At 63.6% G+C, this 24313-nt stretch carries 21 protein-coding genes and 2 pseudogenes; 13 read left to right on the top strand and 10 right to left on the bottom strand.

What is annotated here, in order from left to right; translation table 11 throughout:
* The first annotated feature begins 46 nt into the window (after positions 1–46).
* Together ACIQUB_RS19450 and ggt are read left to right on the top strand one after the other, a co-directional pair.
* Positions 47–1135, top strand: coding sequence for an alpha/beta fold hydrolase (locus ACIQUB_RS19450; RefSeq protein ID WP_113235191.1), 1089 nt, complete (start codon positions 47–49; stop codon positions 1133–1135).
* A 72-nt stretch (positions 1136–1207) separates the two neighbouring features.
* Positions 1208–2953 (top strand): gamma-glutamyltransferase, encoded by a 1746-nt coding sequence (gene ggt, locus ACIQUB_RS19445; RefSeq protein WP_113235190.1) that lies wholly within the window; start codon positions 1208–1210, stop codon positions 2951–2953.
* Positions 2954–2982: 29 nt separating this feature from the next.
* Here the strand turns inward: ggt and ACIQUB_RS19440 are convergent, their stop codons facing one another.
* Positions 2983–3690: a hypothetical protein gene (locus ACIQUB_RS19440; protein ID WP_113235188.1), complete on the bottom strand. Its 708-nt coding sequence runs from the start codon at positions 3688–3690 to the stop codon at positions 2983–2985.
* Between the two features lie 158 nt (positions 3691–3848).
* Here ACIQUB_RS19440 and ACIQUB_RS19435 point away from each other — a divergent pair, with 158 nt between their 5' ends.
* Positions 3849–4952 (top strand): helix-turn-helix domain-containing protein, encoded by a 1104-nt coding sequence (locus ACIQUB_RS19435; RefSeq protein ID WP_113235186.1) that lies wholly within the window; start codon positions 3849–3851, stop codon positions 4950–4952.
* A gap of 70 nt (positions 4953–5022) precedes the next feature.
* A complete protein-coding gene (locus tag ACIQUB_RS19430) occupies positions 5023–5997 on the top strand; it encodes a threonine/serine dehydratase (RefSeq protein WP_113235184.1) in 975 nt (324 codons plus the stop codon).
* A gap of 327 nt (positions 5998–6324) precedes the next feature.
* On the opposite strand, the gene ACIQUB_RS19425 is transcribed toward ACIQUB_RS19430, so the two are convergent.
* On the bottom strand, positions 6325–7131 hold the full coding sequence (locus ACIQUB_RS19425) for a phytanoyl-CoA dioxygenase family protein (RefSeq protein ID WP_113235182.1): 807 nt from the start codon (positions 7129–7131) through the stop codon (positions 6325–6327).
* Between the two features lie 228 nt (positions 7132–7359).
* On the bottom strand, positions 7360–8286 hold the full coding sequence (locus ACIQUB_RS19420; protein WP_113235180.1) for a LysR substrate-binding domain-containing protein: 927 nt from the start codon (positions 8284–8286) through the stop codon (positions 7360–7362).
* Positions 8287–8392: 106 nt separating this feature from the next.
* On the opposite strand from ACIQUB_RS19420, the gene ACIQUB_RS19415 reads away from it, so the two are divergent.
* Positions 8393–8812: a tautomerase family protein gene (locus ACIQUB_RS19415; protein ID WP_113235235.1), complete on the top strand. Its 420-nt coding sequence runs from the start codon at positions 8393–8395 to the stop codon at positions 8810–8812.
* The gene (locus ACIQUB_RS19410) at positions 8809–9360 is read left to right on the top strand and encodes a DUF4865 family protein (RefSeq protein WP_113235178.1); all 552 of its coding nucleotides are present in this window, start codon (positions 8809–8811) and stop codon (positions 9358–9360) included. The genes ACIQUB_RS19415 and ACIQUB_RS19410 overlap by 4 nt, the downstream gene beginning before the upstream one ends.
* Before the next feature lie 319 nt (positions 9361–9679).
* On the opposite strand, the gene pyk is transcribed toward ACIQUB_RS19410, so the two are convergent.
* Positions 9680–11119 carry a pyruvate kinase gene (pyk, locus tag ACIQUB_RS19405; protein ID WP_047509459.1) on the bottom strand — a complete coding sequence of 480 codons (1440 nt, stop codon included), beginning with the start codon at positions 11117–11119 and terminating at the stop codon, positions 9680–9682.
* Positions 11119–11604 carry a DUF1036 domain-containing protein gene (locus ACIQUB_RS19400; protein ID WP_111563360.1) on the bottom strand — a complete coding sequence of 162 codons (486 nt, stop codon included), beginning with the start codon at positions 11602–11604 and terminating at the stop codon, positions 11119–11121. The genes pyk and ACIQUB_RS19400 overlap by 1 nt, the downstream gene beginning before the upstream one ends.
* A 233-nt stretch (positions 11605–11837) precedes the next feature.
* On the opposite strand from ACIQUB_RS19400, the gene ACIQUB_RS19395 reads away from it, so the two are divergent.
* The 3 genes from ACIQUB_RS19395 to ACIQUB_RS19385 all read left to right on the top strand — a co-directional run bounded on the left by ACIQUB_RS19395 (position 11838) and on the right by ACIQUB_RS19385 (position 13301).
* Positions 11838–12626, top strand: a complete 789-nt coding sequence (locus tag ACIQUB_RS19395; RefSeq protein WP_113236464.1) for an N-formylglutamate amidohydrolase — start codon at positions 11838–11840, stop codon at positions 12624–12626.
* A gap of 15 nt (positions 12627–12641) precedes the next feature.
* The gene (locus ACIQUB_RS19390) at positions 12642–12947 is read left to right on the top strand and encodes a DUF1244 domain-containing protein (RefSeq protein WP_113236460.1); all 306 of its coding nucleotides are present in this window, start codon (positions 12642–12644) and stop codon (positions 12945–12947) included.
* A gap of 90 nt (positions 12948–13037) precedes the next feature.
* A complete protein-coding gene (locus tag ACIQUB_RS19385; protein ID WP_018899724.1) occupies positions 13038–13301 on the top strand; it encodes a DUF2312 domain-containing protein in 264 nt (87 codons plus the stop codon).
* 78 nt (positions 13302–13379) lie between these two features.
* Here ACIQUB_RS19385 and ACIQUB_RS19380 read toward each other — a convergent pair whose 3' ends face one another.
* Positions 13380–14816: an NAD-dependent succinate-semialdehyde dehydrogenase gene (locus tag ACIQUB_RS19380; RefSeq protein WP_402931404.1), complete on the bottom strand. Its 1437-nt coding sequence runs from the start codon at positions 14814–14816 to the stop codon at positions 13380–13382.
* A gap of 262 nt (positions 14817–15078) precedes the next feature.
* Between ACIQUB_RS19380 and ACIQUB_RS19375 the strand changes: the two genes are divergently transcribed.
* Together ACIQUB_RS19375 and ACIQUB_RS19370 are read left to right on the top strand one after the other, a co-directional pair.
* The gene (locus ACIQUB_RS19375; RefSeq protein WP_113236421.1) at positions 15079–16191 is read left to right on the top strand and encodes an NAD(P)/FAD-dependent oxidoreductase; all 1113 of its coding nucleotides are present in this window, start codon (positions 15079–15081) and stop codon (positions 16189–16191) included.
* 102 nt (positions 16192–16293) lie between these two features.
* The gene (locus ACIQUB_RS19370) at positions 16294–16488 is read left to right on the top strand and encodes a hypothetical protein (RefSeq protein ID WP_047509466.1); all 195 of its coding nucleotides are present in this window, start codon (positions 16294–16296) and stop codon (positions 16486–16488) included.
* Positions 16489–16499: 11 nt separating this feature from the next.
* On the opposite strand, the gene ACIQUB_RS19365 is transcribed toward ACIQUB_RS19370, so the two are convergent.
* From ACIQUB_RS19365 to ACIQUB_RS19350, 4 genes and pseudogenes are all read right to left on the bottom strand, one after another.
* Positions 16500–17267 carry a pyrroline-5-carboxylate reductase gene (locus ACIQUB_RS19365; RefSeq protein ID WP_113236420.1) on the bottom strand — a complete coding sequence of 256 codons (768 nt, stop codon included), beginning with the start codon at positions 17265–17267 and terminating at the stop codon, positions 16500–16502.
* A 93-nt stretch (positions 17268–17360) separates the two neighbouring features.
* On the bottom strand, positions 17361–19271 hold the full coding sequence (locus ACIQUB_RS19360) for a DUF882 domain-containing protein (RefSeq protein WP_113236419.1): 1911 nt from the start codon (positions 19269–19271) through the stop codon (positions 17361–17363).
* A 180-nt stretch (positions 19272–19451) separates the two neighbouring features.
* Positions 19452–19664, bottom strand: a pseudogene (locus ACIQUB_RS19355) (helix-turn-helix domain-containing protein); the annotation flags it as partial.
* 86 nt (positions 19665–19750) lie between these two features.
* A pseudogene (locus tag ACIQUB_RS19350) lies at positions 19751–21005 on the bottom strand (sigma-54-dependent transcriptional regulator); the annotation flags it as partial.
* Between the two features lie 209 nt (positions 21006–21214).
* Here ACIQUB_RS19350 and ACIQUB_RS19345 point away from each other — a divergent pair.
* Together ACIQUB_RS19345 and ACIQUB_RS19340 are read left to right on the top strand one after the other, a co-directional pair.
* Positions 21215–23068 carry a M3 family oligoendopeptidase gene (locus ACIQUB_RS19345; RefSeq protein ID WP_402931401.1) on the top strand — a complete coding sequence of 618 codons (1854 nt, stop codon included), beginning with the start codon at positions 21215–21217 and terminating at the stop codon, positions 23066–23068.
* 72 nt (positions 23069–23140) lie between these two features.
* Complete coding sequence (locus ACIQUB_RS19340) at positions 23141–24313, top strand: aminodeoxychorismate synthase component I (RefSeq protein WP_113236417.1); 1173 nt, start codon at positions 23141–23143, stop codon at positions 24311–24313.

Genomic DNA, 24313 nt, shown 5'->3' with positions numbered 1-24313 from the left:
AGCCAATCTAACGTATGGTCCGTTAGTCCCTGCCGCAGGTCGCACCATGCTTACCCTCGTCTCCGCCCTTCTCGCCCCCCTAGCCGCAGCAATCGGCTACTCGTCCTATAAGGCCCGCCAGTTCGAGCAGGCCTATCCGAACATTGGCGAGCTGACCGATATCGGCGGCTACCGCATGAACGCCGTCCACATCGAGCGCCCCGAAACCGCCGACCTGCCGGCGCTCGTCTTCATCCACGGCGCCAGCGGCAACCTGCTCGACCAGATCGGCGCTTTCCTTGAGCCCTTGCGTGGCCGCGCCGAAATGCTCTTCATCGACCGCCCCGGCCACGGCTATTCCGAACGCGGCGGACCGGATAACGCCCTCCCCTCAGGCCAGGCGGACGCCATCGCCGCATTGATGGAAAAGCGCGGTATCGACAAGGCGATCATCGTCGGCCATTCCTTCGGCGGCGCAATCGCCGCCGCATTCGGCGTCCGCCATCCGGAAAAGACGGCCGGCCTGCTCTTCCTGGCGCCCGCGACGCACCCATGGCCCGGCGGCATCGATTGGTACTATCACGTCTCGACAGCACCGGTGATCGGCTGGCTCTTCAACCACGCGCTCGTCGTGCCGCTCGGCCTCCGACGCCTCGAACGCGGCACCCTCAACGTCTTCCGCCCCAATCCACGGCCGGACGATTACATCATGAAAACCGGCCCCTCGCTGGTGCTGCGCCCCGCCACCTTCCACAACAACGCCGCCGACTTCGTGCGCCTGCTCGATTACTTCAAGACCCAGTCGCATCTCTATGTGCAGATCTCGGCACCCACGGTCATCATCACCGGTGATAGCGACGACATCGTCTGGGAGCACCTGCACTCGCAAGGTTTGGCCCGCGACATCGCCGGCTCAGAACTGGTCAAGATCAAGGGCGTCGGCCACAAGCCCGATTACCTCGCCACCGACGTCGCCATCGCGGCAATGGAGAAGATGTCAGGCCACGACCGCGACCTGCAGGCCGCCGCACGGATCGCCGAGGCAAGGCTTGCCGCGACCGCACCTCCAGCGCCGGAAGCCAAATTGCCGTCTATCCCGCAGCCGACCTCGGCGCCAAAGCCCGTCGCAACGCCGGACCTGCAAGGCACCACTTAGCGCCCACCGCGCATTGCCTGCCACGCCTGCAACCCCATATGTTCCCCATGTCAGTCCAACGAGGGGAACATCATGGACCGCCTTCCCACGAAATCCGCAGCCCTCATCGCTGCCCTGTCGCTGACGCTGGCGCCAATCGCACCGGCGCTTGCCGCCTCGCCCGCGCCGGTCGAGGCTGAGCATGGCATGGTCGTCACCGCCCAGCATCTGGCGACCGATGTCGGCGTCGAGGTGCTGAAGAACGGCGGCAATGCCGTGGATGCGGCGGTTGCCGTCGGCTATGCGCTGGCCGTGGTCTATCCGACCGCCGGCAATATCGGCGGCGGCGGCTTCATGACCATCCGCATGAAGGACGGCAAGACCAGTTTCCTCGATTTCCGCGAACGCGCGCCGCTTGCCGCCACCAAGACCATGTATCTCGACGCCAAGGGCGATATCGTGTCCCGCGCCAGCCTCGACGGCTATCTGGCCGTCGGCGTGCCCGGCTCCGTCATGGGCTTCGAGACCGCGCGCGAGAAATACGGCACCAAGTCGCGCCAGGATCTCCTTGCCCCCGCCATCCGCTACGCCAAAGATGGCTTCACCCTCGAACAGGGCGACGTCGCCTCGATCGAAAACAGCGCCAAGCGGCTGGCCAAGGACGAGGCCGCCGCCAAGATCTTCCTCAAGCCCGACGGCAAGCTCTTCACGTCAGGGGAAAAGCTGGTGCAGCCGGAACTCGCCTCAGTGCTGTCGAGCATATCCGACAAGGGCACCGACGCCTTCTACAAGGGCATGCCGGCGGATGCGATCGTGAAGGCCAGCCAGGCCAAGGGCGGCATTTTGGCCAAGGAGGATTTCGAGCGATATCAGGTGCGCGAACTGAAGCCGGTGGAATGCAGCTATCGCGGCTATGACATCATTTCCTCGCCCCCGCCCTCCTCCGGCGGCGTCATCATCTGCGAGATCCTGAACATCCTGGAAGGCTATCCGCTCTCCTTCCTCGGCTACGGCTCGGCCGAGACCGTGCACCTCATGACCGAGGCCATGCGCTACGCCTATGTCGACCGCAACGCCGCCCTCGGCGACCCGGATTTCGTCGACAACCCGGTCACCACTCTTCTCGACAAGAGCTACGCCAAGGCTATCCGCGCCAAGATCGACATCAACAAATCAGGCACCTCCGCCAACCTGAAGCCGCTCGGCGCCAAGGAGAGCACCGAGACCACGCATTATTCGATCATCGACGACGAGGGCAACGCGGTCGCCGTCACCTATACGCTGAACGGCAATTTCGGTGCCGGCGTCGTGGCGCCCGGCACCGGCATATTGCTGAACAACGAGATGGACGACTTCACCTCAAAGCCCGGCGTCCCCAATCTCTACGGCCTCGTCCAGGGCGAAGCCAACGCCATCGCGCCCAAGAAGACCCCGCTCTCGTCGATGAGCCCCACCATCGTGACCAAGGACGGCAAGCCCTTCATGGTGATCGGCAGCCCCGGCGGCTCGCGCATCATCACGATTACGCTGGAAGCCATTCTGAATGTCGTCGATTTCGGCATGGACATCAGCCAGGCCGTCAACGCCCCGCGCATCCACCACCAGTGGCAGCCCGACAAGATCTATTTCGAGCCTTACTCGCTCTCACCCGACACGATCCGCGCGCTGATCGCCATGGGCCACACCATGGACGACGGCAGCGGCCCGCCCGTCTGGGGCCAGGCCGCCGGCATCCTCGTCGGCGGCAAGAGCCTGAAAGATATCGAGAAAGGCGGCGGCGCCCGCTATTACGGCGCCATGGACAGCCGCTCGACCGAGGGCTCGGCCGGCGGCTATTAGGCAATCGAGGCAGGAAGGCTCCAAGCCGGTCAGCGGATCGTCGTATGCGCATACTCGGCCTTGATGGTGACGAGAGGCTTGGCGCCGACCACACTCGGCCGGGGGCTGTCGATCAGCGACGCCTTCGCGGTGACGGTGTAATCGACAGGCACGTCCTTGCCGAAGTCGAGATAGCTGTCGACCGAATGCGCCTTGACGTCGATCGTCTCGTCGGCGTTGAGCTTGTCATAGGTCAGATGCGCCCTGAGCGCGGCACTATCGATGGCGACGTTCGAGGCATGCCCTAGCAAGGTCACGTCAGCGGCCTTGCTCGACAGGCCGAGCGTCGCAAACTCCCCGTCGAACCGCGCCATCACGGCCTGTTGGTTGACCTCGATCGACCCGCCCGGCGGGATGTTGGCGACGACCTCGGGCGAGCAATCGGAGAGATCGAACCACTTCGTCGAGGCGACCACGATCGACAGCGTCGTGCCATCGATCGTCATCCTGCTCTGGTCCTCGCAACCGCTGAAGAACCAGCTCGAATACCAGCGGCTGAACCAGCCGTCGCGCCGCCCGCGCGTCTCGGCCCGATAGGGCTCGTCTGAATTGGCGCTGATCCGGATCGAGCTGGCGTCGCCTGTTATCACGATCGAGCGGATCGCCGAGACGTCGATCGTCTCTCCCGTCCGCCAGCCATCGGCATAGCTTGAAACCAGCGTGAACAGGAGCAGGGGTATGGTTAGGATGATCATCATGGCAGTCTCCTTGCGTGACACCGCTCCCATCGAGCGGCGGACCCAAGGTCGCTGAGAACACAGGAAATCGAGACCTCGATCGCGATCCGGGTCGCCCGCGATTGCGATCGAGGTCATTGTCGTGCTCATATCGCTCTTCTGTTGCTGGATCCGCACCCATGATCTTCGTGCCGCTGCCCTTCGTCGTCACATTGCTGCTCGCCATCCTGCTTGTCCGGATGGTGAGGCAAAGCGATGGGCTGGCCCCTGAACGGCGGCCCTTCCTGATCCTGATCGGGCTCTACGCGCTGCAATCGGTGCTGCTCGGCCTGCGCTGGGGCTATGACATCATCGCCCTGATGCCCGGCCAGGCGGTGCTCGCCGCCCTGATCGCCGCCTTTGCCTGGATCAGCTTCAGCAACCTCGCCCGCGACAATACCCTCTCCTGGCTGCGTCTTGCGCCGCATCTCCTACCGGCCGCCATCGTCCTCGTGCTGATGATCTTCTGGCGTGGCCCCGTCGGTATTTTCATCACCGCCACCTTCACGACCTATGGCGCCGCCCTCTTCTGGCTCGCCCGTCATGGCCCCGATGGCCTTATTTCCTCGCGGCTCGACGGCGCGCTCCTCTCCTACCGCTCGCTGCTGATCACCGCAGCAGCTCTCCTTGCCTCCGCCACCGCCGATATTGTCATCAGCTTCGATTTCTATAGAACCGGCGGCGCTCACGCTGGCGCTGTGGTCGCGATCGGCAATGTCATCTCGCTGCTCGCACTCGGCACCGCCGCCGCCATCGCCAGCGGCAGCCAGACCACCGAACCTACGCCTTCGCCGCAGCCACAACCACCGGCACCCGCATCCGGCCCGACAGAGGAAGACGGCGCCATCGCCCGCTCGCTGGACGAACTCATGCAATCACGCCAACTCTACCGCGACCCCGAGCTCAATCTCGGCCGCATCGCGCGCAGGATGAACCTCCCCGCCCGGCGCGTATCGATCGCGGTCAACCGGGTGCACGGGGCGAGCGTCTCGCAATATGTCAACGACTTCCGCATCCGTGCCGCCTGCCAGATGCTCGAAACGACCGATGAGCCTGTGACCCGGCTGATGTTCGACTGCGGCTTCATCAGCAAGTCGAATTTCAACCGCGAATTCCTGCGCGTCACCGCCACCAACCCCACCGATTACCGCAGGCGCCACCAGACCCGGCCGGTCAACCCAAAGCCTGCGCCGGAGCCGGAATTCCTGCCCGCGCCGCAAAAGACGCTTTTCATGTCACCGTGACAAAGCAGCCGTTCACAACGTGAAAGCGCCGTCCTATGCATGACGGCATCATCATCCGAAAGAGCTTTCCATGGTCAGCATTGAAATGATCGTCGCCGCCCGCGCCCGCCTGCGTGGACATGCCCGCCGCACCCCGCTTCTTTCCTCTCCGTTTCTCGACGAGATCGCCGGGCGCCGGCTGTTCATCAAGGCCGAATGCCTGCAGCACACCGGCTCCTTCAAGTTCCGCGGCGGCTGGTCGGCCGTCTCGGCACTTGAGCCAGAGGTGCGCGCCCGCGGCGTCATCGCGTTTTCTTCCGGAAACCACGCGCAGGGCGTCGCCCTTGCCGCCAAGCTGCACGGCGTCCCCTCCGTCATCATCATGCCCTCCGACGCCCCCAAGCTGAAGATCGCCAATACCCGCGCGCTCGGCGCCGAGGTCGTGCTCTACGACCGCGCCACCGAAGACCGCGACGCGATCGGCGCGCGTCTCTCGGAAGAACGCCGCCTGACCCTGATCAAGCCCTTCGACGAACCGCAGGTCATCGCCGGCCAGGGCACGACCGGGCTGGAGATCGCCGAACAGGCGGAAGAGGAAGGCGTGACCGCGGCCGAAGTGCTGGTCCCCTGCGGCGGCGGCGGCCTGACCTCGGGCATCGCGCTGGCACTCGAAGCCCGCACGCCAAGCTTCCGCGTCCGCCCCTGCGAGCCCGAAGGCTTCGACGACACCACCCGCTCGCTGGCCTCAGGCAAGATCGAGCGCAACGCCACGCTATCAGGCTCGATCTGCGACGCCATCATCACCCCGCAGCCCGGCAACATCACCTTCCCCATCCTCAAACGCCTCGCCGGCCCCGGCCTCGTCGTCACCGACGAAGAGGCGCTGCGCGCCATGGCACTCGCCTTCACCCGCCTGAAGATCGTCGTCGAACCCGGCGGCGCGGTCGCACTGGCCGCCGCGCTGTTTCATGGCGAGCAGTTGCAGGAGGATGCCGCGATCGTGGTGACCTCGGGTGGCAATGTCGATGACGAGATGTTTGGCCGGGCGCTGACGTTGCAGGGGTAGGATCGCGAGGTTGGTGTTGCGGGAGGTAGCTGCGAGACCGGAAGATCGGCGGGTGCTATAGCCGGCTCCATGACCGAGGTCTTGGCGGGCGTGTTACCCCCCTCTGCCCTGCCGGGCATCTCCCCCACAAGGGGGGAGATCGACCCGTGGCCCGCTTTCAGCCAAACATCAAGGTAGGAGCGAGCGACCGCCCCCAGCCAATCTCCCCACCTGTAGGGGAGATGCCCGGCAGGGCAGAGGGGGGTATCACACGCACTGAACCTGCGGCGAACTCACTTACCGCACGGCCCCACCAAGCCCGCAATTACACCCGCACCAACCGGCTCCCTACCCCTCCGCAAGCCCCCGCCGGATCGCCATCTCCACCGGGCAATAATCCCCATCCGCCCGCTCGAGCGAGAACGGCTGCCGCAGCCCGAGCGGCGGCTGCGCCATGAAGCGCGGGGTCTTGCCGCGATGCATCTGCGCCGCATGCACCACGAACGGATGGCACAGATAGACCGTGCCCGCCGCCCCCGTCGCCAGCGCCTGCGGCCGCTCCGCCCCCATCTGCTCTAGATACATATGCGACCGCCCCGCCTCGCCCGCCGGCGCCAGATAGCGCGCCATATCCTTGTGCGAGCCCACCCGGATACGCGTCGGCGCATCCTCCTCGCCGACATCGGAAAACAGAAAGAGCATCAGCAACGCCCGGTCGCGCGAAGTGACATTCACCCGCCACGCCGAGAAATCGCTGCGCTCGTTCGGGTCGCCCGTCTCCCCGGCGAAGCTCAGATCCACATGCCAGCCGGCATCCCCGGGATCATCCGGATGCGGAAACCGTACCGGAAAGCTGCCGAGCCCATCGCGCGGCAGCCACCGCCCCTTGCCCACCAGCTGGTCGAACGCCTGATGCAGCACCGGCGTGTTGGCAGCCGCTGCGAAAGGCCCGCCGCCATAGCCCGGAAGCCTGATGACGGGATGGGTCCAGGTTGAGGGATCGTCGCGATCGCAGGGAATATCGCGCCACATGAAGTCGCGCGCCTCCTCGGCCAGTTCACGCGGAAAGGCGTTGTCGATGCGGATGAAGCCGCGCTCGATGAACAGCTCGATCTCGGCCGCGCTGAGCACAGGCGGATAGGTTTTGTCGGTCATGGAAATTGCTCCATCTGCGCCTCCCCAGAGCGTCGCTCGTCTGACAGGAGGCGGATTTCGGTCAAGCGCCGCTGCCGGCCGAAGGGCCGGGTTGCGGTCGCGTCTTCAGGGCCACAGTGGTGGCCGAGCCTTCAGCGGCTCAAGAAGAAGACCGAAGCGATGTTGAGCGTGAGCGTCATCATGATGGGTGAAGGCTAACAGCGGCCGGCGAACGGGTCAACCGCGCCCTTACCGCACCACCCGCACCACCCCACCAACGGGCCTTGCAACCTCGCCAAGCACATCAAAAACCGACTGCCGCACCAGCCCGGCCAGCCTCGCCACCGCCGGCGCGCTCTCGGCCTCGGCGCGATGCAGCACCAGTCCGAGCCCCGGCAATTCAGGCAGCGCCAGTCCCTCAACGATTAGCGGCCGCACCTTCGCGGGCAGGCCGACCGGCGTGCGCAGCGTGATGCCGAGCCCCGCCGCCGTCGCCGCCCACAAGCCGCCGAGGCTGGGGCTCACAAAGGCGAGCCGCCAGGAAATCCCCGCCGCATCCAGCGCCTTGGTCGCAGCGCTGCGCATCAGGCAGGGCGCCTCGAGTGCCGCAAGCGGCAGCGGCTCTCCGCTCGTCCGGTCCCACCCCGATGACACCGAGGCCGAGCCGATCCAGCGCATCGGCACCTCGCCGATCCGGTCGCAATGCGGTGTCAGCGTCCCGTCGCTCCATGCGAGCGCGAGGTCGAGCTTGCCCGACGTTACCCGCTCGATCAGCTCGACGTTGCGCACCACGCGCGCCTCGATCCTGACCTTCGGATGCGCCCGCGCGAAACGCCCGAGCACATCGGGCAGCAGCGTCTCCCCGAAATCCTCCTGCAAGCCAAGCCGCACCCAGCCCTCCAGCTCCACGCTGTGCACGGCCGCCGCCGCCTCGTCGTTCAGCTCAAGCAGGCGCCGCGCATAGCCGAGCATGGTTTCGCCGGCATCGGTCAACGCCAGCCCGCGACCGGACTTGCGGAAGATCGGCGTGCCCGCCTGCTCCTCCAGCTTCTTCAGCTGCGCGCTCACCGCCGACGTCGAACGCCCCAGCCGGTCGGCGGCGCGCGCGAAATTGCCGAGCTCCATGCCGGTGACGAAGGTTCTGAGAACGTCGAGGTCGAAGATCGTCCGCCGCATTAAATAGTCCGTATTTTCGGGATCAATGATCCATTATATTCTGATTTTCTGCATTATCGTGCCGTGCGATCCTCTCCTTGTCAACATCTGGGAAAAGGAGGCAAACATGCCCTTCACTCGTATCTCGCTTCTGAAAGGCAAGTCGCCTGATTATATCGCGGCGCTTTCCGAGAGCCTCCACCGCGCCATGGTGGAAACCTTCAACGTCCCGCCGGCCGATCGCTTTCACATCATTCACCAGCATGAACGGGGCGAACTGATCTTCGACCGCAACTATCTCGCCGGCCCACGCTCCGACGATTTCGTGCTGATCGCCATCACCGCCGGCAAGCCGCGCACAGCGGCGGCGCGCACCGCCTTTTTCAAACGCGCGGTCGAACTGCTCGGTCAGTCGCCGGGCCTGCGGCCTGAGGATGTGATGATCGTCATCAACACCACGGCGCCGGACGAATGGTCCTTCGGCAATGGTGGCCAGCAGATGCTGGAGCCCGGCTGGGAAATCCGCGCGATGGAGACCGCGCCATGATTGCCATGCAATACGCTTTCACCCTGCCCGCCGATTACGACATGGCGATCATCGACCGCCGCATCCGCGACAAGGGCCCGATGACAGACGGCTTCCCCAAGCTCGGCTTCAAGGCCTATCTCACGGCACGCAAGGGCGAACTCGGCGCAACCGACAATCTCTACGCGCCCTTCTATCTGTGGCGGCATGCTGAAGGCGCGAGCGACTTCCTCTGCGGCCCCGGCTTTGAGGCCGTCAGCCAATCCTTCGGCCGGCCACAGGTGGCGACGTGGATTGTCTGGCATGGCGATGTGGCGCCGGATGTGACGAAGGCGCGCTTCGCGACGCGCGAGATATTGCCGCTGGGTACGGACGTTTCGCTCGCATCGGTTCGGGAGAGCGAAACCGCCTACGCCCGTGAGCGGTTGGATCAACCCGGCGTGCTCGCCTCCGTCGCGGCGTTCGATCCCTCGGGTTGGACGATGGTGCGCTTTGCGCTGCACGCGGATGCGCCTGCTGTGTCGCCGTCGACGCGGATCTATCGCGTTGGTCATGTGTCGCTTCGGTGAGGGGCGATCGCGAGTTCTCGACAGGTGCAGAGGGATGCTGATTGAGAGGCCAGTCGGCGTGTTACCCCCCTCTGCCCTGCCGGGCATCTCCCCCACAGGTGGGGAGATTGGCTGGGCGCGGCCGCTCGCTCAACCTTCGTTGTTTGATTGGGCAGCAAGCCACTTGCCGATCTCCCCCCTTGTGGGGGAGATGCCCGGCAGGGCAGAGGGGGTATCCCACCCACCAAACCGGCAATGCACCAAGCCACAACCCAACAACGAAAAAACCCGCCACCTCCTGGAGGCAGCGGGTTCTCAATTCAATCAAACCAAATCCGGATCAAAACCCGCTCTGGCCGTCCGAACCGATATAGGCGATGCGCAGCATGTTGGTCGCGCCCGGTGTCCCGAGCGGCACGCCGGCCGAGATGATGATGCGGTCGCCCGGCTTGCCGAAGCCTTCGTCGGCGACGATGCGGCAGGCGCGGTTGACCATGTCGTCGAGGTCGGTCGCGTCATGCGTGACCACACAGTGCAGGCCCCACACGATGGCGAGGCGACGCGCGGTCTGAATAACAGGCGACAGCGCCAGGATCGGCACCTGCGGACGCTCGCGCGAGGCGCGCAGGCCCGTCGTGCCCGACGAGGTGTAGCAGACGATGGCCGACAGGCGCAGCGTTTCGGCGATCTGGCGGGCAGCCAGTGAAATCGCATCGGCGCCGGTGGCTTCCGCCTGGGCGCGCTGGGCGTAGATGATGCCGGGATAATGCGGCTCGCGCTCGATGGTGCTGGCGATCGATGCCATGGTCGAGACGGCTTCAACAGGATAATCGCCGGAGGCGGATTCAGCCGAGAGCATGACGGCGTCGGCGCCTTCAAAGACGGCGGTCGCGACGTCGGAGACTTCGGCGCGGGTCGGGACCGGAGCAGAAATCATCGATTCCAGCATCTGCGTGGCGACGACGACCGGCTTGCCCGAACGGCGGCAGGCGCGGATCAGCTGCTTCTGGATACCGGGAACGGATTCGAGCGGCATTTCGACACCGAGGTCGCCACGGGCAACCATCAGCGCGTCGGAGAGCTCGATGATTTCTTCGATCCGCTCGATCGCCTGCGGCTTTTCGATCTTCGCCATCAGGCCGACGCGGCCGCGGGCGATCTTGCGCACTTCGACCAGATCTTCCGGACGCTGCACGAAGGAGAGCGCAACCCAGTCGACGTCGTCGGTTGCGAGAACCGCATCGAGGTCGGCCCGGTCCTTGTCGGTCAGGACGCCGGCGGTGAGGATCGTGTCGGGAAGGCTGACGCCCTTGCGGTCGGAAATCCGGGTGCCGGAGATGACCGTCGTGACGATGCTCTTGCCGTCGCACTTTTCAGCGCGCAGAGCGAGCTTGCCGTCGTCGATCAGCAGGCGGTCGCCTGGCTTCACGGCTTCGAGAATTTCGGGATGCGGCAGGAACACGCGGTTCTTGTCGCCGGGGGTGTCGTTGTTGTCGAGCGTGAACGTGTCGCCCGGCTTCAGGTCGACCTTGACGTCGGCGAACTTGCCGACGCGCAGCTTCGGGCCCTGAAGGTCGGCGAGAATGCCGATCGGGCGGCCGCTGCGCGCTTCGACGGCGCGGATGCGCTGGATCAGCGTGCGCATCGTGTCATGGCTCGCATGGCTCATGTTGATGCGGAAAACGTCGGCACCGGCCTGGTGCAGCTTCTCGATCATCGCTTCTTCGGACGAGGCGGGTCCGAGCGTTGCGAGGATTTTTACTTTGCGGTTACGCTTCATCAGTTCGGACTTTCCTGGGTGCCTGGGGTATCGGAAAGTTGAACCATCCAGCTGCCCTGGCGGCCCGTGTCATATTCCTTGAACCCCATCTTCTGATAGCCACGGGCGTAGCAATCATTGACGCCCGTGATCTTGAATTCGTTCTCCGCCACGCACATCTGCACGTCGCCCGTCCATCGTCCTCCCCGGGCGGCGTCTTCGGCGTAGAGGTAGTAGTAGCGAGACTGAAGTTCTCCCTCGATCAGTGTCGCGCAGGTCGTTGCCGGGACCTGCCACCAGCCTTCCGTCATCCAGCCGTCCTTGGCCCGGTACCCGATCGCCACGCCGACTAGATTCTGCGTACCGTTGCAGACGCGGAAATCAGCGCGCGCCACATCGGCAATGAAGAACGGCGAGAACGCCGCGAGAACAAAAAGAGCAAAACGGGCAAGCGGCCCGGAACGCGTAAGGAAACATGGCGCGGTCTGGATCAACACGACTTCCAATTGGCTCCCGGTTATTCGTTGTCGTGCCTTCTTGCGCTGCCTCCCGGCGAAAGTCAACGCAATGCTAATCGATTATATTTCTGACATCAAACAAGAGGCGCAGTCGCCGCCGCAAGGATCGCGCGGAGATTGCCAAGCCATAGCGAAGTGATTGATCGCGGCGCGCGCTTGAACCCTTCCCCTGCCCGTGCGATCAGAGACACGCTTGCAAACACTCAATGGCATTGTCCTCGATGAACGACTTCCAATCCTTCGAAATTCTAGGCGGACATCATGACAGGGGTATGGTGCTCCTGGGTGACCATGCGATGAACCGCCTGCCGAAACGCTATGGCAGCCTGGGCCTGCCCGAGAGCGCCTTTGCCCGGCATATCGCCTATGACATCGGCATCGAGGGACTGACGCGGGCGCTGTCTGAGAAGCTTGGCGTGCCCGCCGTGCTCGGCGGCTTCTCGCGGCTGCTGATCGACCCGAACCGGGGCGAGGACGACCCGACGCTGATCATGAAGATCTCCGACGGCGCCATCATTCCGGGCAATCACCCGATCACCCAGGAGGAGTGGAACGGCCGCATCGCCAATTTCCACCGCCCCTATCACAATGCCGTCAGCGAGACGATTGCAAAGGTCGCCGCCGCGACCGGCAAGGCGCCGCTGGTCCTTTCGCTGCATTCTTTCACGCCCGCCTGGAAAAACGTGCCGCGCCCATGGCACGCCGCCGTGTTGTGGGACAGCGACCACCGCGCCGTCGCCCCGCTGCTTGACTTGCTGCGTGCCGATGCCGATCTGGTGATCGGCGACAACGAGCCCTATGATGGCGCGCTGAAGGGTGACACCATGTACCAGCATTGCATGGTCACGGGCATCCCGCACGCGCTGCTGGAGGTTCGCCAGGACCTGATCGGCGACGCGGCCGGCATCGCCGCCTGGGCCGACCGGCTGGCGCCGATCTTCGCGACCATGAACGCCGACCCGGCGCTGCATCAATACCAGGTGCACGCCTCGCGCACCGGCCCATACTGAGAAGAGGAGAGCGCAATGACCGAGCTCAGCAAGGAACAACAGACCGAATTCGAAGCCGCCGCCTTCCGTCGTCTCGTCGCGCACCTGCGCGAACGCACCGATGTGCAGAACATCGACATGATGAATCTGGCCGGCTTCTGCCGCAACTGCCTATCGAACTGGTACAAGGACGCGGCCGATGCCGATGGCGTCGAATTGACGAAGGACGAGGCCCGCGAGATCGTCTACGGCATGCCCTTCGACGAGTGGAAAAGCCGCTACCAGACCGAAGCGTCGCCCCAACAAAAAGCCGCATTCGAAAGCAACAACCCGCACAAATGAGCCCCGGCTCTGTCGAATAGGCTTGACCCCGGCTGATCTTCACGGCAGTCAACGCCATCCGAATTTTTATCCCCCTAGCAGGAGAACACGATGTCTGATGCCCACGGCGTTGCCCGCGACCAGCTTCGCGCTTTCATCGAGCGCATTGAACGGTTGGAAGAAGAAAAGAAGACCATCGCCGACGATATCAAGGACGTCTACGGCGAAGCCAAGGGAACCGGCTTCGACACCAAGATCCTGAAAAAGGTCATCGCGTTGCGCAAGAAGGATGAGCAGGAGCGTCTCGAGGAAGAAGCAATCCTCGACACCTACCTCGCCGCCCTCGGCATGATCGAAGGTCCGGCTGAAGCCTGATTTCCGGTTACGATCGAACCAAACAAGAAAGCCGCCGGGTCGCCCCGGCGGCTTTCTTTTTGTCTCTCTGCTCGGCAATCAGCCGAGCTGCGTGACGTAGCGCACGTCGAGATAGGCGTTGATCGCTTCCGAGCCGCCTTCCGTGCCGTAGCCCGAATCCTTGATGCCGCCGAACGGCACTTCTGGCAGCGCAAGGCCGTTGTGGTTGATCGACAGCATGCCGGCTTCCACGCGGCGGCCAAGCGCCTGCGCGGTGGCGCTGGAGCTGGTGAAGGCGAAGGAGGCCAGGCCGAACGGCAGGCGGTTTGCTTCGGTGATCGCGTCGTCGAGCGTCGAGAAGCGGTTGATGATGGCGAGCGGGCCGAAGGGCTCCTCGTTCATCACGCGCGCCGAAAGCGGCACGTTGGCAAGCACCGTCGGCTCGAAGAAGTTGCCGGTGTTGCCGATGCGGCGGCCGCCGGTCTTCAGTTCAGCACCCTTCGAGACGGCATCGTTGATCAGCTCTTCGAGAGCCGGGATACGACGCTCATTGGCAAGCGGACCCATCTCGACGCCTGCGTCCAGGCCATTGCCGACCTTGACCGCCTGCGCGGCCTTGACGAAGCCATCCGTGAACTGGTCCATGACGCCGTCCTGCACCAGAAAGCGCGTCGGCGCGACGCAGACCTGGCCAGCGTTGCGGAATTTCGAGCCGGCCATGATCGACACGGCCTGATCGACATTGGCATCATCGAACACCATGACCGGGGCGTGACCGCCGAGCTCCATGGTCGCCCGCTTCATGTGCAGGCCGGCCAGCGCCGCCAGCTGCTTGCCGACAGGCGTCGAGCCGGTGAACGAGATCTTGCGGATGACGGGGTGCGAGATCAAATACTCGGAGATCTCGGCCGGAATGCCGTAGACGAGGTTGACGACACCATTGGGAATGCCCGCATCGGCGAAGACGCGGATGAGTTCAGCCGGCGATGCCGGGGTTTCCTCGGGCGCCTTGACGATGATCGAGCAGCCGGCGGCGATAGCGGCCGAAAGCTTGCGCACCACCTGGTTGATCGGGAAATTCCACGGCGTAAACGCCGCGACCGGGCCGACCGGCGACTTGATCGCCAGCTGCGTGACATTCGGCGCGCGCGACGGGATGATCTGACCATAGGTACGGCGCGCTTCTTCGGCGAACCAGTCGATCACGTCTGCTGCACCGGCGATTTCGACCAGCGACTGCGCCAGCGGCTTGCCCTGCTCGCGCGTCATCATCCAGGCGATGGTTTCCTTGCGCTCGCGCAACAGGTCGGCGGCGCGGCGCATCATCTTCGAACGGTCGAAGGGAGAGGTATCGCGCCAGACGCGGAAGCCCTTGTCGGCTGCGGCGAGTGCTGCGTCGAGATCCTCGCGGGAGGCATGCGGAATGGTGCCGATGGTCTCACCCGTGGCCGGGTCGGTGACGGGCAGCGTCTTGCCGGAGGCGGCATTCTTCCATTCGCCGTCGATGAACAGCTTCACATCGGGATAGGTCTGCATGATTAATCCTTGTCGTCTTCATCAAATCAATTTGTCGGACAGCGAACGGCGCGCCGGGGGCACGCTACGCACATGCCTCATATAGGCCGAACGGATGCTGTTTCTCAGGGCATGCGACGTTATAAACCGAAATAGGCCTGTGTCTCCCCCCAATCGGTCATGCCACTCATGCCAAAAGCTCTACGCCAAAAGCTCTAGGATTGCAGGACTTTGATCGCCCTGCCGATTGCGGTAGTGATCGAGGCGTCGCAGGAGGATTGGAATGGATGAGGTCGGCTGCATCATCGCCGGGGCCGGCGTAATCGGGCTGGCGATCGCGCGCGAAGCGGCGATACGCGGTCTGGAGACGCTGGTCATCGAGGCCAACCCGATGATCGGCATGGAGACCAGCTCCCGCAATTCCGAAGTCATCCACGCAGGCATCTACTATCCACCGGGATCGCTGAAGGCGCGGCTCTGCATCGAAGGGCGCGGAAAGCTTTATCGCTACGCTGAGGACAGGCACATTCCTCACGCCCGCTGCGGCAAGTTCATCGTCGCCACCAGCCAATCGCAGGTCGAAAAACTGGAAGCCATCCGCATCAAGGCGGCCGAATGCGGCGTCGATGATCTCGTGCTGATCTCAGGCGAGGAAGCGACGGCGCGCGAACCGGCGCTGAACTGCGTCGCCGCCCTCGCCTCGCCCTCGACCGGCATCATCGACAGCCATGCGCTGATGCTCGCCTTGCGCGGGGATGCCGAGGAGAACGGCGCCTTCATCGCCCTCAACACCGAGATCATGTCAGGCGAGGCCGCCGACAACCGCTTCGTCCTGCGCACCCGCGACAAGACGAGCGGCGAGGAATACGACGTATCATCGCGCCACTTCATCAACACCGCCGGCCTGCGCGCCAATGATCTCGCCCGGCTCGTCTCGGGCTTCGACCACGCCACGGTGCCCAGGCTCCACCTCGCCAAGGGCAACTATTTCGCCGCCCCGACACGCAACGTCTTCTCGCGGCTGATCTATCCGGTGCCGGAGGATGGCGGCCTCGGCGTGCACCTGACCATGGATCTTGGCGGTTCCATCCGCTTCGGGCCCGATGTCGAGTGGATCGACGCGATCGACTACGAGGTCGATCCTACGCGCTGCGAGCGGTTCTACGACGAAATCCGCCGCTACTGGCCCGGCCTGCCCGACAACTGCCTGCAGCCCGCCTATAGCGGCATCCGCCCCAAACTCTCCGGCCCCGGCCAGCCCGCCGCCGACTTCGCCATTCACGGCCCCTCAGTCCACGGCGTCAGCGGCATGGTGCATCTCTATGGCATCGAGAGCCCGGGTCTTACCTCGTCGCTTGCAATCGCCGAACACGTCATGTCCGAAATCGCCGGCTGAAAGGTGGCGCACAACGCCCGTCTCCAACCTTCGGATAGTGGTTTCACCACGCAATTCGCGGTAGATTGCACAGTCAGAGGAGCAACTTGCGGAGCGCATTTCGTGAAAACGATCACCGACAAGGAACTGGCCGAGCGCCTGCGCCAGGCGCTCACGATTCTCGACAACAGCATGCCTTCAAGCAAACGCGCGCTCAACATCTACGAGATGGTGATCCGGGTGCTCGATACCGGCGCGCGCGTGCTCGAGGACGAGCAGTTTCGCACGACCGCCAACGACAATCCCGGCAAGCCCTGAACCGGGCTGCCCTACCCCTTGATCCGTGCCAGCACGCGATCGAGCGCCGCGATCAGCGCGCCGCTGCCGCCCTTGTGGTCGAAGTCCTCGAACACCTGCTCGTTCAAGCCACCCTTGGTGGAGAACTCCTCCTTGAGTGCGGTGAGCGGCGTCTCGCCATGCTTGACCGCCTCATGCGCGAGGCTGAGGAACAACGGCGCCAGATAGGCCCGCGCCTTATCCTCGGGCATCCCCTGATCGGCGAGCCAGCCGGTGGTGCGGTCGAGAATGCCGAAATAGGTGGCCATCAGTGAGCTTGCGGCCGCCAGCAGATCATACTCCGCGCGCGTCTCGCAGGCGACGGCACTGCCTAGCGCCGAAAAGATCGCAGCCACCGTATCATTCCCAGGATAGATCGCGGTCACGCCTGCGCGCGCGGCAACGAAGGGCAGCGGAATGGCCTGGGTGATTTCGACAGGCGTATCGATCCAGTCCTCGAGCTTCGCCCGATCCGTGGCCGCAACCACGCTGATGACGCTCTGCCCGGCACGGAACCGCAGGCCCTTGATCACCTCTTCTGATATCTGCGGCCGGATCGCCAGGAACAGAATATCGGCGGCATCAACCACGGCCTGGTTGTCGGCGCCGATCTCGACCAGCGGCGACGATTCCGCAAGGCGCGCCGCGATCTCGCCATTGCGCGGCGAAACGGTGATCCGCGACAAGTCGAGCGACGAGCCGAGCATCCCCTTGACCATGGCCTCGGTGATCATCCCCGTGCCCACGAACCCAATCTTCATCACCGCTCTCCGTTACTTGCGCGCATCCAACGCCACCAACAAAAAACCGCCGGATCGCTCCGACGGTTCTGATTGTCTGATCTGGAAGATGGCTTAGTTCGATTCGAACTTGCGCACTTCCATGAAGTTGACCGCCGTACCGCTGAAACGGCCCGTATCGATCGACGCCGTCTTGGTGAAGCCCTCGGCATAGACGGCCTTCGGCTGCGCGCGCAGCGTCTGGCTGACGAAACGCGGTGCCTTGACCGGCTTGGTCACCATTTCCATGCGCGCATTGCTGAGCGCCCACTGCGAGATGATCTTCTGCGTCAGCTTCGGCTCGGTGGTCACAGTCGCGCGGCTGGCATCGGCCTCAGCGGCTTCATGCTTGGTCGGGCGGCCACCCTTCGAGGGCAGGCTCTGAGCCGCACTCGGCTCGATTGCCGGCTTCGGCACATCGAAGGCATCGCCGAAGCTTGCCGACTTGGTCGCGGGCGCAAGCGCTGCCAGCTGCACCGGCGGTTTTTCGGCCGGAACCTTTTGTGGCATCGCTGCGTTTATAGCCTGTTCGACGCTCGATACCGGCGGCTGGTTGGCTGCAAGCTGGCCGTGATTGGCAGTGTTCTGCTGGTTGAGAGCATCGGCAACAGCTGGAGAAAGCGTACCCTGCTGATCTGCCTCATCGACACCGGCTTCCGGATCGGCATTCGCCGCCGCCAGGAGCTTTTCTGCCAGAGCCGGACGCTCAGCCGGCGTCGGCACGGCCGCGAGATTCCCCGTCATCGCGGCAGCCGGATCGGCTGAAGCGACTTCCGCGTCTCCCGGAGAACGACGTGCACCGAGGAGCGAAGGCACCGGAACGCTATACGCGCTGAGATCCGCATAGCCCTGCTGGCCCTGATCGGTCACAGCGGCAAGAGCATCCTGCGCGGCATTACCCGATTGCGGGGCGACAAGGGCGCTGGCCACTTCGCTGCCGCCAGGCTGATTTGCGAACGCCGGCCGCACCTGCGGGATCGGCGCGTTGACGCTTGCGACTTCGGTCTGCTGCGAAGCTTCTGCCTGAGCCGGGGCGCCCTGGCTCGGATCAGCTGCGTTCGGCATATCGGCGGCCTTCGGCGGCGTTGCCTTGGCAACGGCTGGCGTGCTGTCGTCGGAGTTATCCTCTTCCTCGTCCGCGCCACCACCAAACAGGGCTGCAAACAAGGTCTTCGGCTTCTTGCGCTCTTCGCTGGCCGAACCGGTATAGGCGCCGGAGCTTGCCATCTGCACCGAGCTGTCGCTGACGCGACGCTTGTAATCGGCGACCGCCTGCTCATAACCCGGCAGCGGCTTGCCGTCGGCCGGGATGTGCATCGTGTTGCCGTTCGGGAAGAGACGGACGAGTTCGTCGCGGTTCATGCGCGGCCATGCGCGAACGCCGCCGACATCCATGTGCACGAAGGGCGAACCGGATTTCGGATAGAAACCAACGCCGCCGACCTGCATTTTCATGCCGATCGCGCGCAAAGTCGCCAGTTTTACGTCAGGAATGAAGAAGTCCATCGCCTTGCCGAGCATGTGCTGGCTCTTCTCGGCGACGCCGGAATTGCGCGAGCGGTTCTTCAGCATGGCGTTGGTGCCCGGCGAACGGAAACCGCAGACGACGTTGATGTAATCCTTGGAACCGCTCTGGCGGTAGACTTCCCAGATCAAGTCGAAGAGGCGCGGGTCCATCTTCGTCGGCTGGTTCTTGCGCCAGTCGCGAAGGAAGCGGTTCAGCTGCTCGAGACCCTTGGGGTCGAACCTGCCGTTGCGCTTATAGGTGATGACAGCCTTTTCACCCGTGTGAATGAAGTAAAGCTTGAGACTACGCGTTTCGCCCGCCGCTTCGGACGGCGTACTGGAGCCGACGAGCACCGGGGACGAAACTGCAACTGCGAGAAGGGCGGCCATAGCCGTCCTTGTCACCTTTCCGCAAAGGTCTGCGCACCTGTTGCGCCATGTCGGGCGCGAAGGCTTCGTATTCCAATTCAGATCCGGCAAACTCAATCCCCGTCAGACAGCCGATGGTCCCTCAATCTGACCCTTGACTGTGAAATGCGGTCACACGATGGCAAAAATGCCACACATGATCAACCTTTTCTTTACATAGTGAACAGGCCACTAACAAGTGGTTTATGATTGGTAACAAAAGATGATTGCCGGAATCTTAACTGAAACACCCTATGCAGCGTCCTTTTGCGGGTTGTCGGGGTCGATCCCGTAGTCCTTCAACTTTCTGTAAAGCGTCGAGCGACCGATGCCCAGCTTGCGCGCGACCTGGCTCATTTGGCCACGATAGAACTTGAGCGCGAATCGGATCAGCTCTTCTTCGACATCGGCTAGCTTGCGCACGTCGCCTGATGGATTGGTGCTCGAAATCGCGTTGTCGGGAGCGTCGTTGATCCGCGCCGCGACATTGTCGGCCACCGTCTGCGAGACACCGAATTCGGCAGCGGCGATCTCGCCGAGGCGAACATTGCTGCTGTTGTCGGCAACCAGCGCCAGATGATCGACCACATCATATTCCGGAAGCTGCGCCGCGATCTGCGGGAAGTCGGCTTCCGTCAGCTCCGGACCGTCGGCCAGAACCACGGCACGGAAGATCGCGTTTTCCAGCTGCCGGATATTGCCCGGCCAGTCGTAAGCGGTGAGCAGCGCCAGCGCGCCGGCATTGACCGTCATGCGGTTGCCATTCTTCTGCTCGCTCGAGAAGCGCTCCGTGAACACCCGCACCAGATGCGGAATGTCTTCCTTGCGCTTGCGCAGCGCCGGGATGGTGATGGGGAACACGTTGAGGCGGTAGTAGAGATCTTCACGGAAGTGACCGTTCTTGACCTCTTCGATCAGATCCTTGTTGGTCGCCGAGATCAGGCGGACGTTGACCTTGTGCGCGGTGCGCGCGCCGACGGTCTCGATCTCGCCCTGCTGCACGGCGCGCAACAGCTTCACCTGCACGTCGAGCGGCAAGTCGCCGATCTCGTCGAGGAAGATGGTGCCGCCATCGGCTTCCATGAACTTGCCGACATGCCGTTCGGTGGCGCCCGTAAAGGCACCCTTCTCATGGCCGAAGAGAATGCTCTCGACCAGATTGTGCGGAATGGCGCCACAGTTGACGGTGACGAAAGGCTTGCCGGAACGGTCGCTGCCGGACTGGATGGCGCGGGCCACCAGCTCCTTGCCGACGCCGGATTCACCTTCGAGCACGACGGGAATGTTGGATTGCGCGGCGCGCTGGGCGAGATCCAGCACGCGGATCATCGCCGGGCTTGCCGACACGATATCGTCGAAGCCGACGGCACCGGAGCGCGAACGCCGTCCGGCGCGTGCCTTGACCTCGCGTTGATCGAGCTTCAGCGCATTGGCGATCGAATTGGAAATCCGCTCCGGCGAGACGGGCTTGACCACGAAATCGAAGGCACCGGCGCGCATCGCCTGCACCACCGTCTCGATCCCGCCCTGCCCGGTCTGGACGATCACGGGAATTTGCGTACCGAAGGCGTGGATCGCCTCGAGAAACTCGAGGCCCGTCATCTCGGGCATCATCAGGTCGAGAACGATGACGTTGTAGAGGCCGCCGGCCCTCTTCACCATCTCAAGACCGATCCGGCCATTCTCTGCCTGGTGGACGACGTGTCCGTGACGCTCGATGGCGTTCTTCAGCAGTCTGCGCTGTACAGGATCGTCTTCGACGACAAGTATCTGCGCTGCACCCTTGTGCTCGTTGTAACCGGTCATTGCTGCCTCACTTCATGCGAAACCTTGAATGGCAATGTCGCAGAAAGGCTTGAACATCCAGTTTTGAGAAATAATCGCATTTTAACGTTTGTGACGAAGGCGGATTCGCCTCGAAACGACGCTCCTGCGCGACGAAAAGCCCCTTGATGCCAAGGCTTTGGGCGCTTAGACAGTCAGAGCTGTCGTAAAATAGGAAGAGGATCCCGCTTATGAAAAACCCGCTCTTCGGCGCCGAATACAACTTTTCGGTAAGCAATGCCGGTTCCGCGAAGACGATCGAACTCGGCGACCTCCCGACCTGGAAGCTTCAGGACCTCTATCCTTCCGCCACCTCCGACGCCTTCAAGGCCGACATGGCGAAGGCCGAAAAGGATTCTCTTGCCTTCGAAGCCAAGTGGAAGGGCAAGCTCTCGGACGCCGCAACGAAGAAGGGCGCAGACGGCATCGGCCAGGCGCTGAAGGAATATGAAGCGCTGGACGACATCATCGGCCGCCTCGGTTCATTCGCCGGCCTCACCTATTTCTCCGACACCTCGAGCCCGACCAACGGCAAGCTCTACGGCGACGTGCAGGCGAAGATCACCAATTTCTCCGGCCACCTGCTGTTCTTCACGCTCGAGCTCAACCGCATCGACGACGCCGTGATCGACGCCTGTATGGCCAACGACCCCGATGCCGGCCACTATCGCCCCTGGCTGGTCGACCTGCGCAAGGACAAGCCCTACCAGCTCGACGACAAGCTGGAGCAACTCTTCCTCGAGAAGTCGATGACCTCGGCCGCCGCCTTCAACCGCCTGTTCGACGAGACCATGGCCGAGCTGCGCTTCGAGGTGGATGGCGAGATGCTGTCGATCGAAGTGACGCTGAACATGCTGCAGGACCGCGACCCCGAAGTGCGCCGCAAGGGCGCCATGGCGCTCGCCAAGACCTTCAAGGACAATCTGCGCATCTTCACGCTGATCACCAACACGCTCGCCAAGGACAAGGACATTTCCGACCGCTGGCGCGGCTTCGAGGACATCGCCGATTCAAGACACCTCGCCAACCGCGTCGAGCGCGAAGTGGTCGATGCGCTGGCAGCCGCCGTCCGCGACGCCTATCCTCGCCTGTCGCACCGCTACTATACGATGAAGGCGAAGTGGCTCGGAATGGATCAGATGGAGTTCTGGGACCGCAACGCGCCGCTGCCGGAAACCTCCAACGCCGTCATTTCCTGGACCGAGGCCAAGGACACCGTTCTCTCAGCCTATGGCAATTTCGCTCCAGAGATGGCCGCGATCGCCAAGCGCTTCTTCGACGAGGAGTGGATCGACGCGCCGGTTCGCCGCGGCAAGGCGCCGGGCGCCTTCGCGCACCCGACCGTTCCCTCCGCCCACCCCTATGTGCTCGTCAACTATCTCGGCAAGCCGCGCGACGTGATGACGCTCGCCCATGAGCTCGGCCACGGCGTTCACCAGGTGCTCGCCGGCGGCCAGGGCGCGCTGATGTGCCAGACGCCGCTGACGCTTGCCGAAACCGCCTCCGTCTTCGGCGAAATGCTGACCTTCCGCGCCCTTCTCGACAAGACAAAGGACAAGCGCGAGCGCAAGGCGATGCTCGCGCAGAAGGTCGAGGACATGATCAACACGGTCGTGCGCCAGATCGCCTTCTACGAATTCGAGCGCAAGGTTCACACCGCCCGCAAAGAAGGCGAGCTGACGGCCGAGCAGATCGGCGAACTGTGGCTGTCCGTCCAGGCCGAAAGCCTCGGCCCGGCGATCAAGATCTCCGAGGGTTACGAGACCTACTGGACCTACATCCCTCACTTCATCCACTCGCCCTTCTACGTCTACGCCTACGCCTTCGGCGACTGCCTGGTAAACTCGCTCTACGCCGTCTACCAGAAGGCGGATCAGGGCTTCCAGGACAAGTATTTCGAACTCCTGAAGGCCGGCGGCACCAAGCACCACTCCGAACTCCTCAAGCCCTTCGGCCTCGACGCCACCGATCCGTCGTTCTGGAGCAAGGGTTTGTCGATGATCGAGGGGCTGATCGACGAGCTGGAAGCGCTAGATAAGGGCTGAGGTGTGGTCCCTTCTCCCCGACGGGGAGAAGGGAGATTGCCGCACCGCCCCGCTTCATAATCAGGACTCAGCATGAACGGGCGCGCCCCCCACATCCTCTTCCGCGACGACACATCCGGCCAGGTCATGCTCTTCGCCGACCCGACCGAGATCATCGTCGCCCACACCCGCGCCGAGGTCTTTACCGGCCTCGCCCGCATGGAGGAGGCCAGAAAGGCGGGCAAGTGGCTCGCCGGCTACATCGCCTACGAAGCCGGCCATCTCTTCGAGGACAAGCTCGCCCGTTTCGCCATCGAGAACCGCGAAACCCCACTTCTCTGCTTCGGCATATTCGACAACCCTCAACCGGACGACCACCCGCTCGCACAGCCCGCGCAGCGACTTGAAAACGAAGAGTTCCTGACCGCGCCGAAAGCCGCATGGGATTTTTCCACCTACCAGAACCGCTTCGACCGCCTCCACCACCACCTCATGCAGGGCGATTGCTACCAGGCCAATCTCACCATGCCGATAGAGGCCCGCTGGTCCGGCGATGTCAGTGCCGCCTTCTGGTCGTTAATCGAACGACAGCCGGTGAAATACGGCGCGCTGGTCGATCTCGGCGGCCCGGTCATCCTGTCGCGCTCGCCCGAGCTCTTTTTCCGCACCGACGAGGAAGGCTGGATCGAGACGCATCCGATGAAGGGCACGGCAAGGCGCGGCGGCACCCCCGCCGAGGACGAGGCGATCAAGCGAGCCATGCTCGCCGACATCAAGACGCAGGCCGAAAACCGCATGATCGTCGATCTCCTGCGCAACGACATCTCCCGCATCACTGAGGTCGGCACGCTCGACGTCCCAAAACTCTTCGACATCGAGACTTATCCTACGGTGCACCAGATGGTGAGCCACGTGCAGGCAAAGCTCCTGCCCAACCTCGAAATCCGCGACATCCTCGCCGCCCTCTTCCCCTGCGGCTCGATAACGGGCGCGCCGAAGATCAGCGCGATGACCATCCTGCACGAGCTGGAAGACGGCCCACGCGACGTCTATTGCGGCGCCATCGGCATGATCGCGCCCTCGGGCGCCATGCGCTTTTCCGTCGCCATCCGCACGCTCACCCTCTTCGACGACGGCCGCGCCGTCTTCAATGTCGGCGGCGGCATCGTCATCGATTCCACCGCGGAAGCCGAATACGAGGAGTGCCTCCTGAAGGCCCGCTTCGCCATCGGCGACCAGCCGATCGCAGGAACGGGGAGCGTCTGA

Origin of the sequence: Rhizobium sp. NPDC090275 (assembly GCF_044772225.1) — a bacterium.
Classification (GTDB): Bacteria; Pseudomonadota; Alphaproteobacteria; order Rhizobiales; family Rhizobiaceae; genus Rhizobium.
Note: the sequence above shows the minus strand (reverse complement) of the source record. Positions and strands in the feature narration are given on the sequence as shown.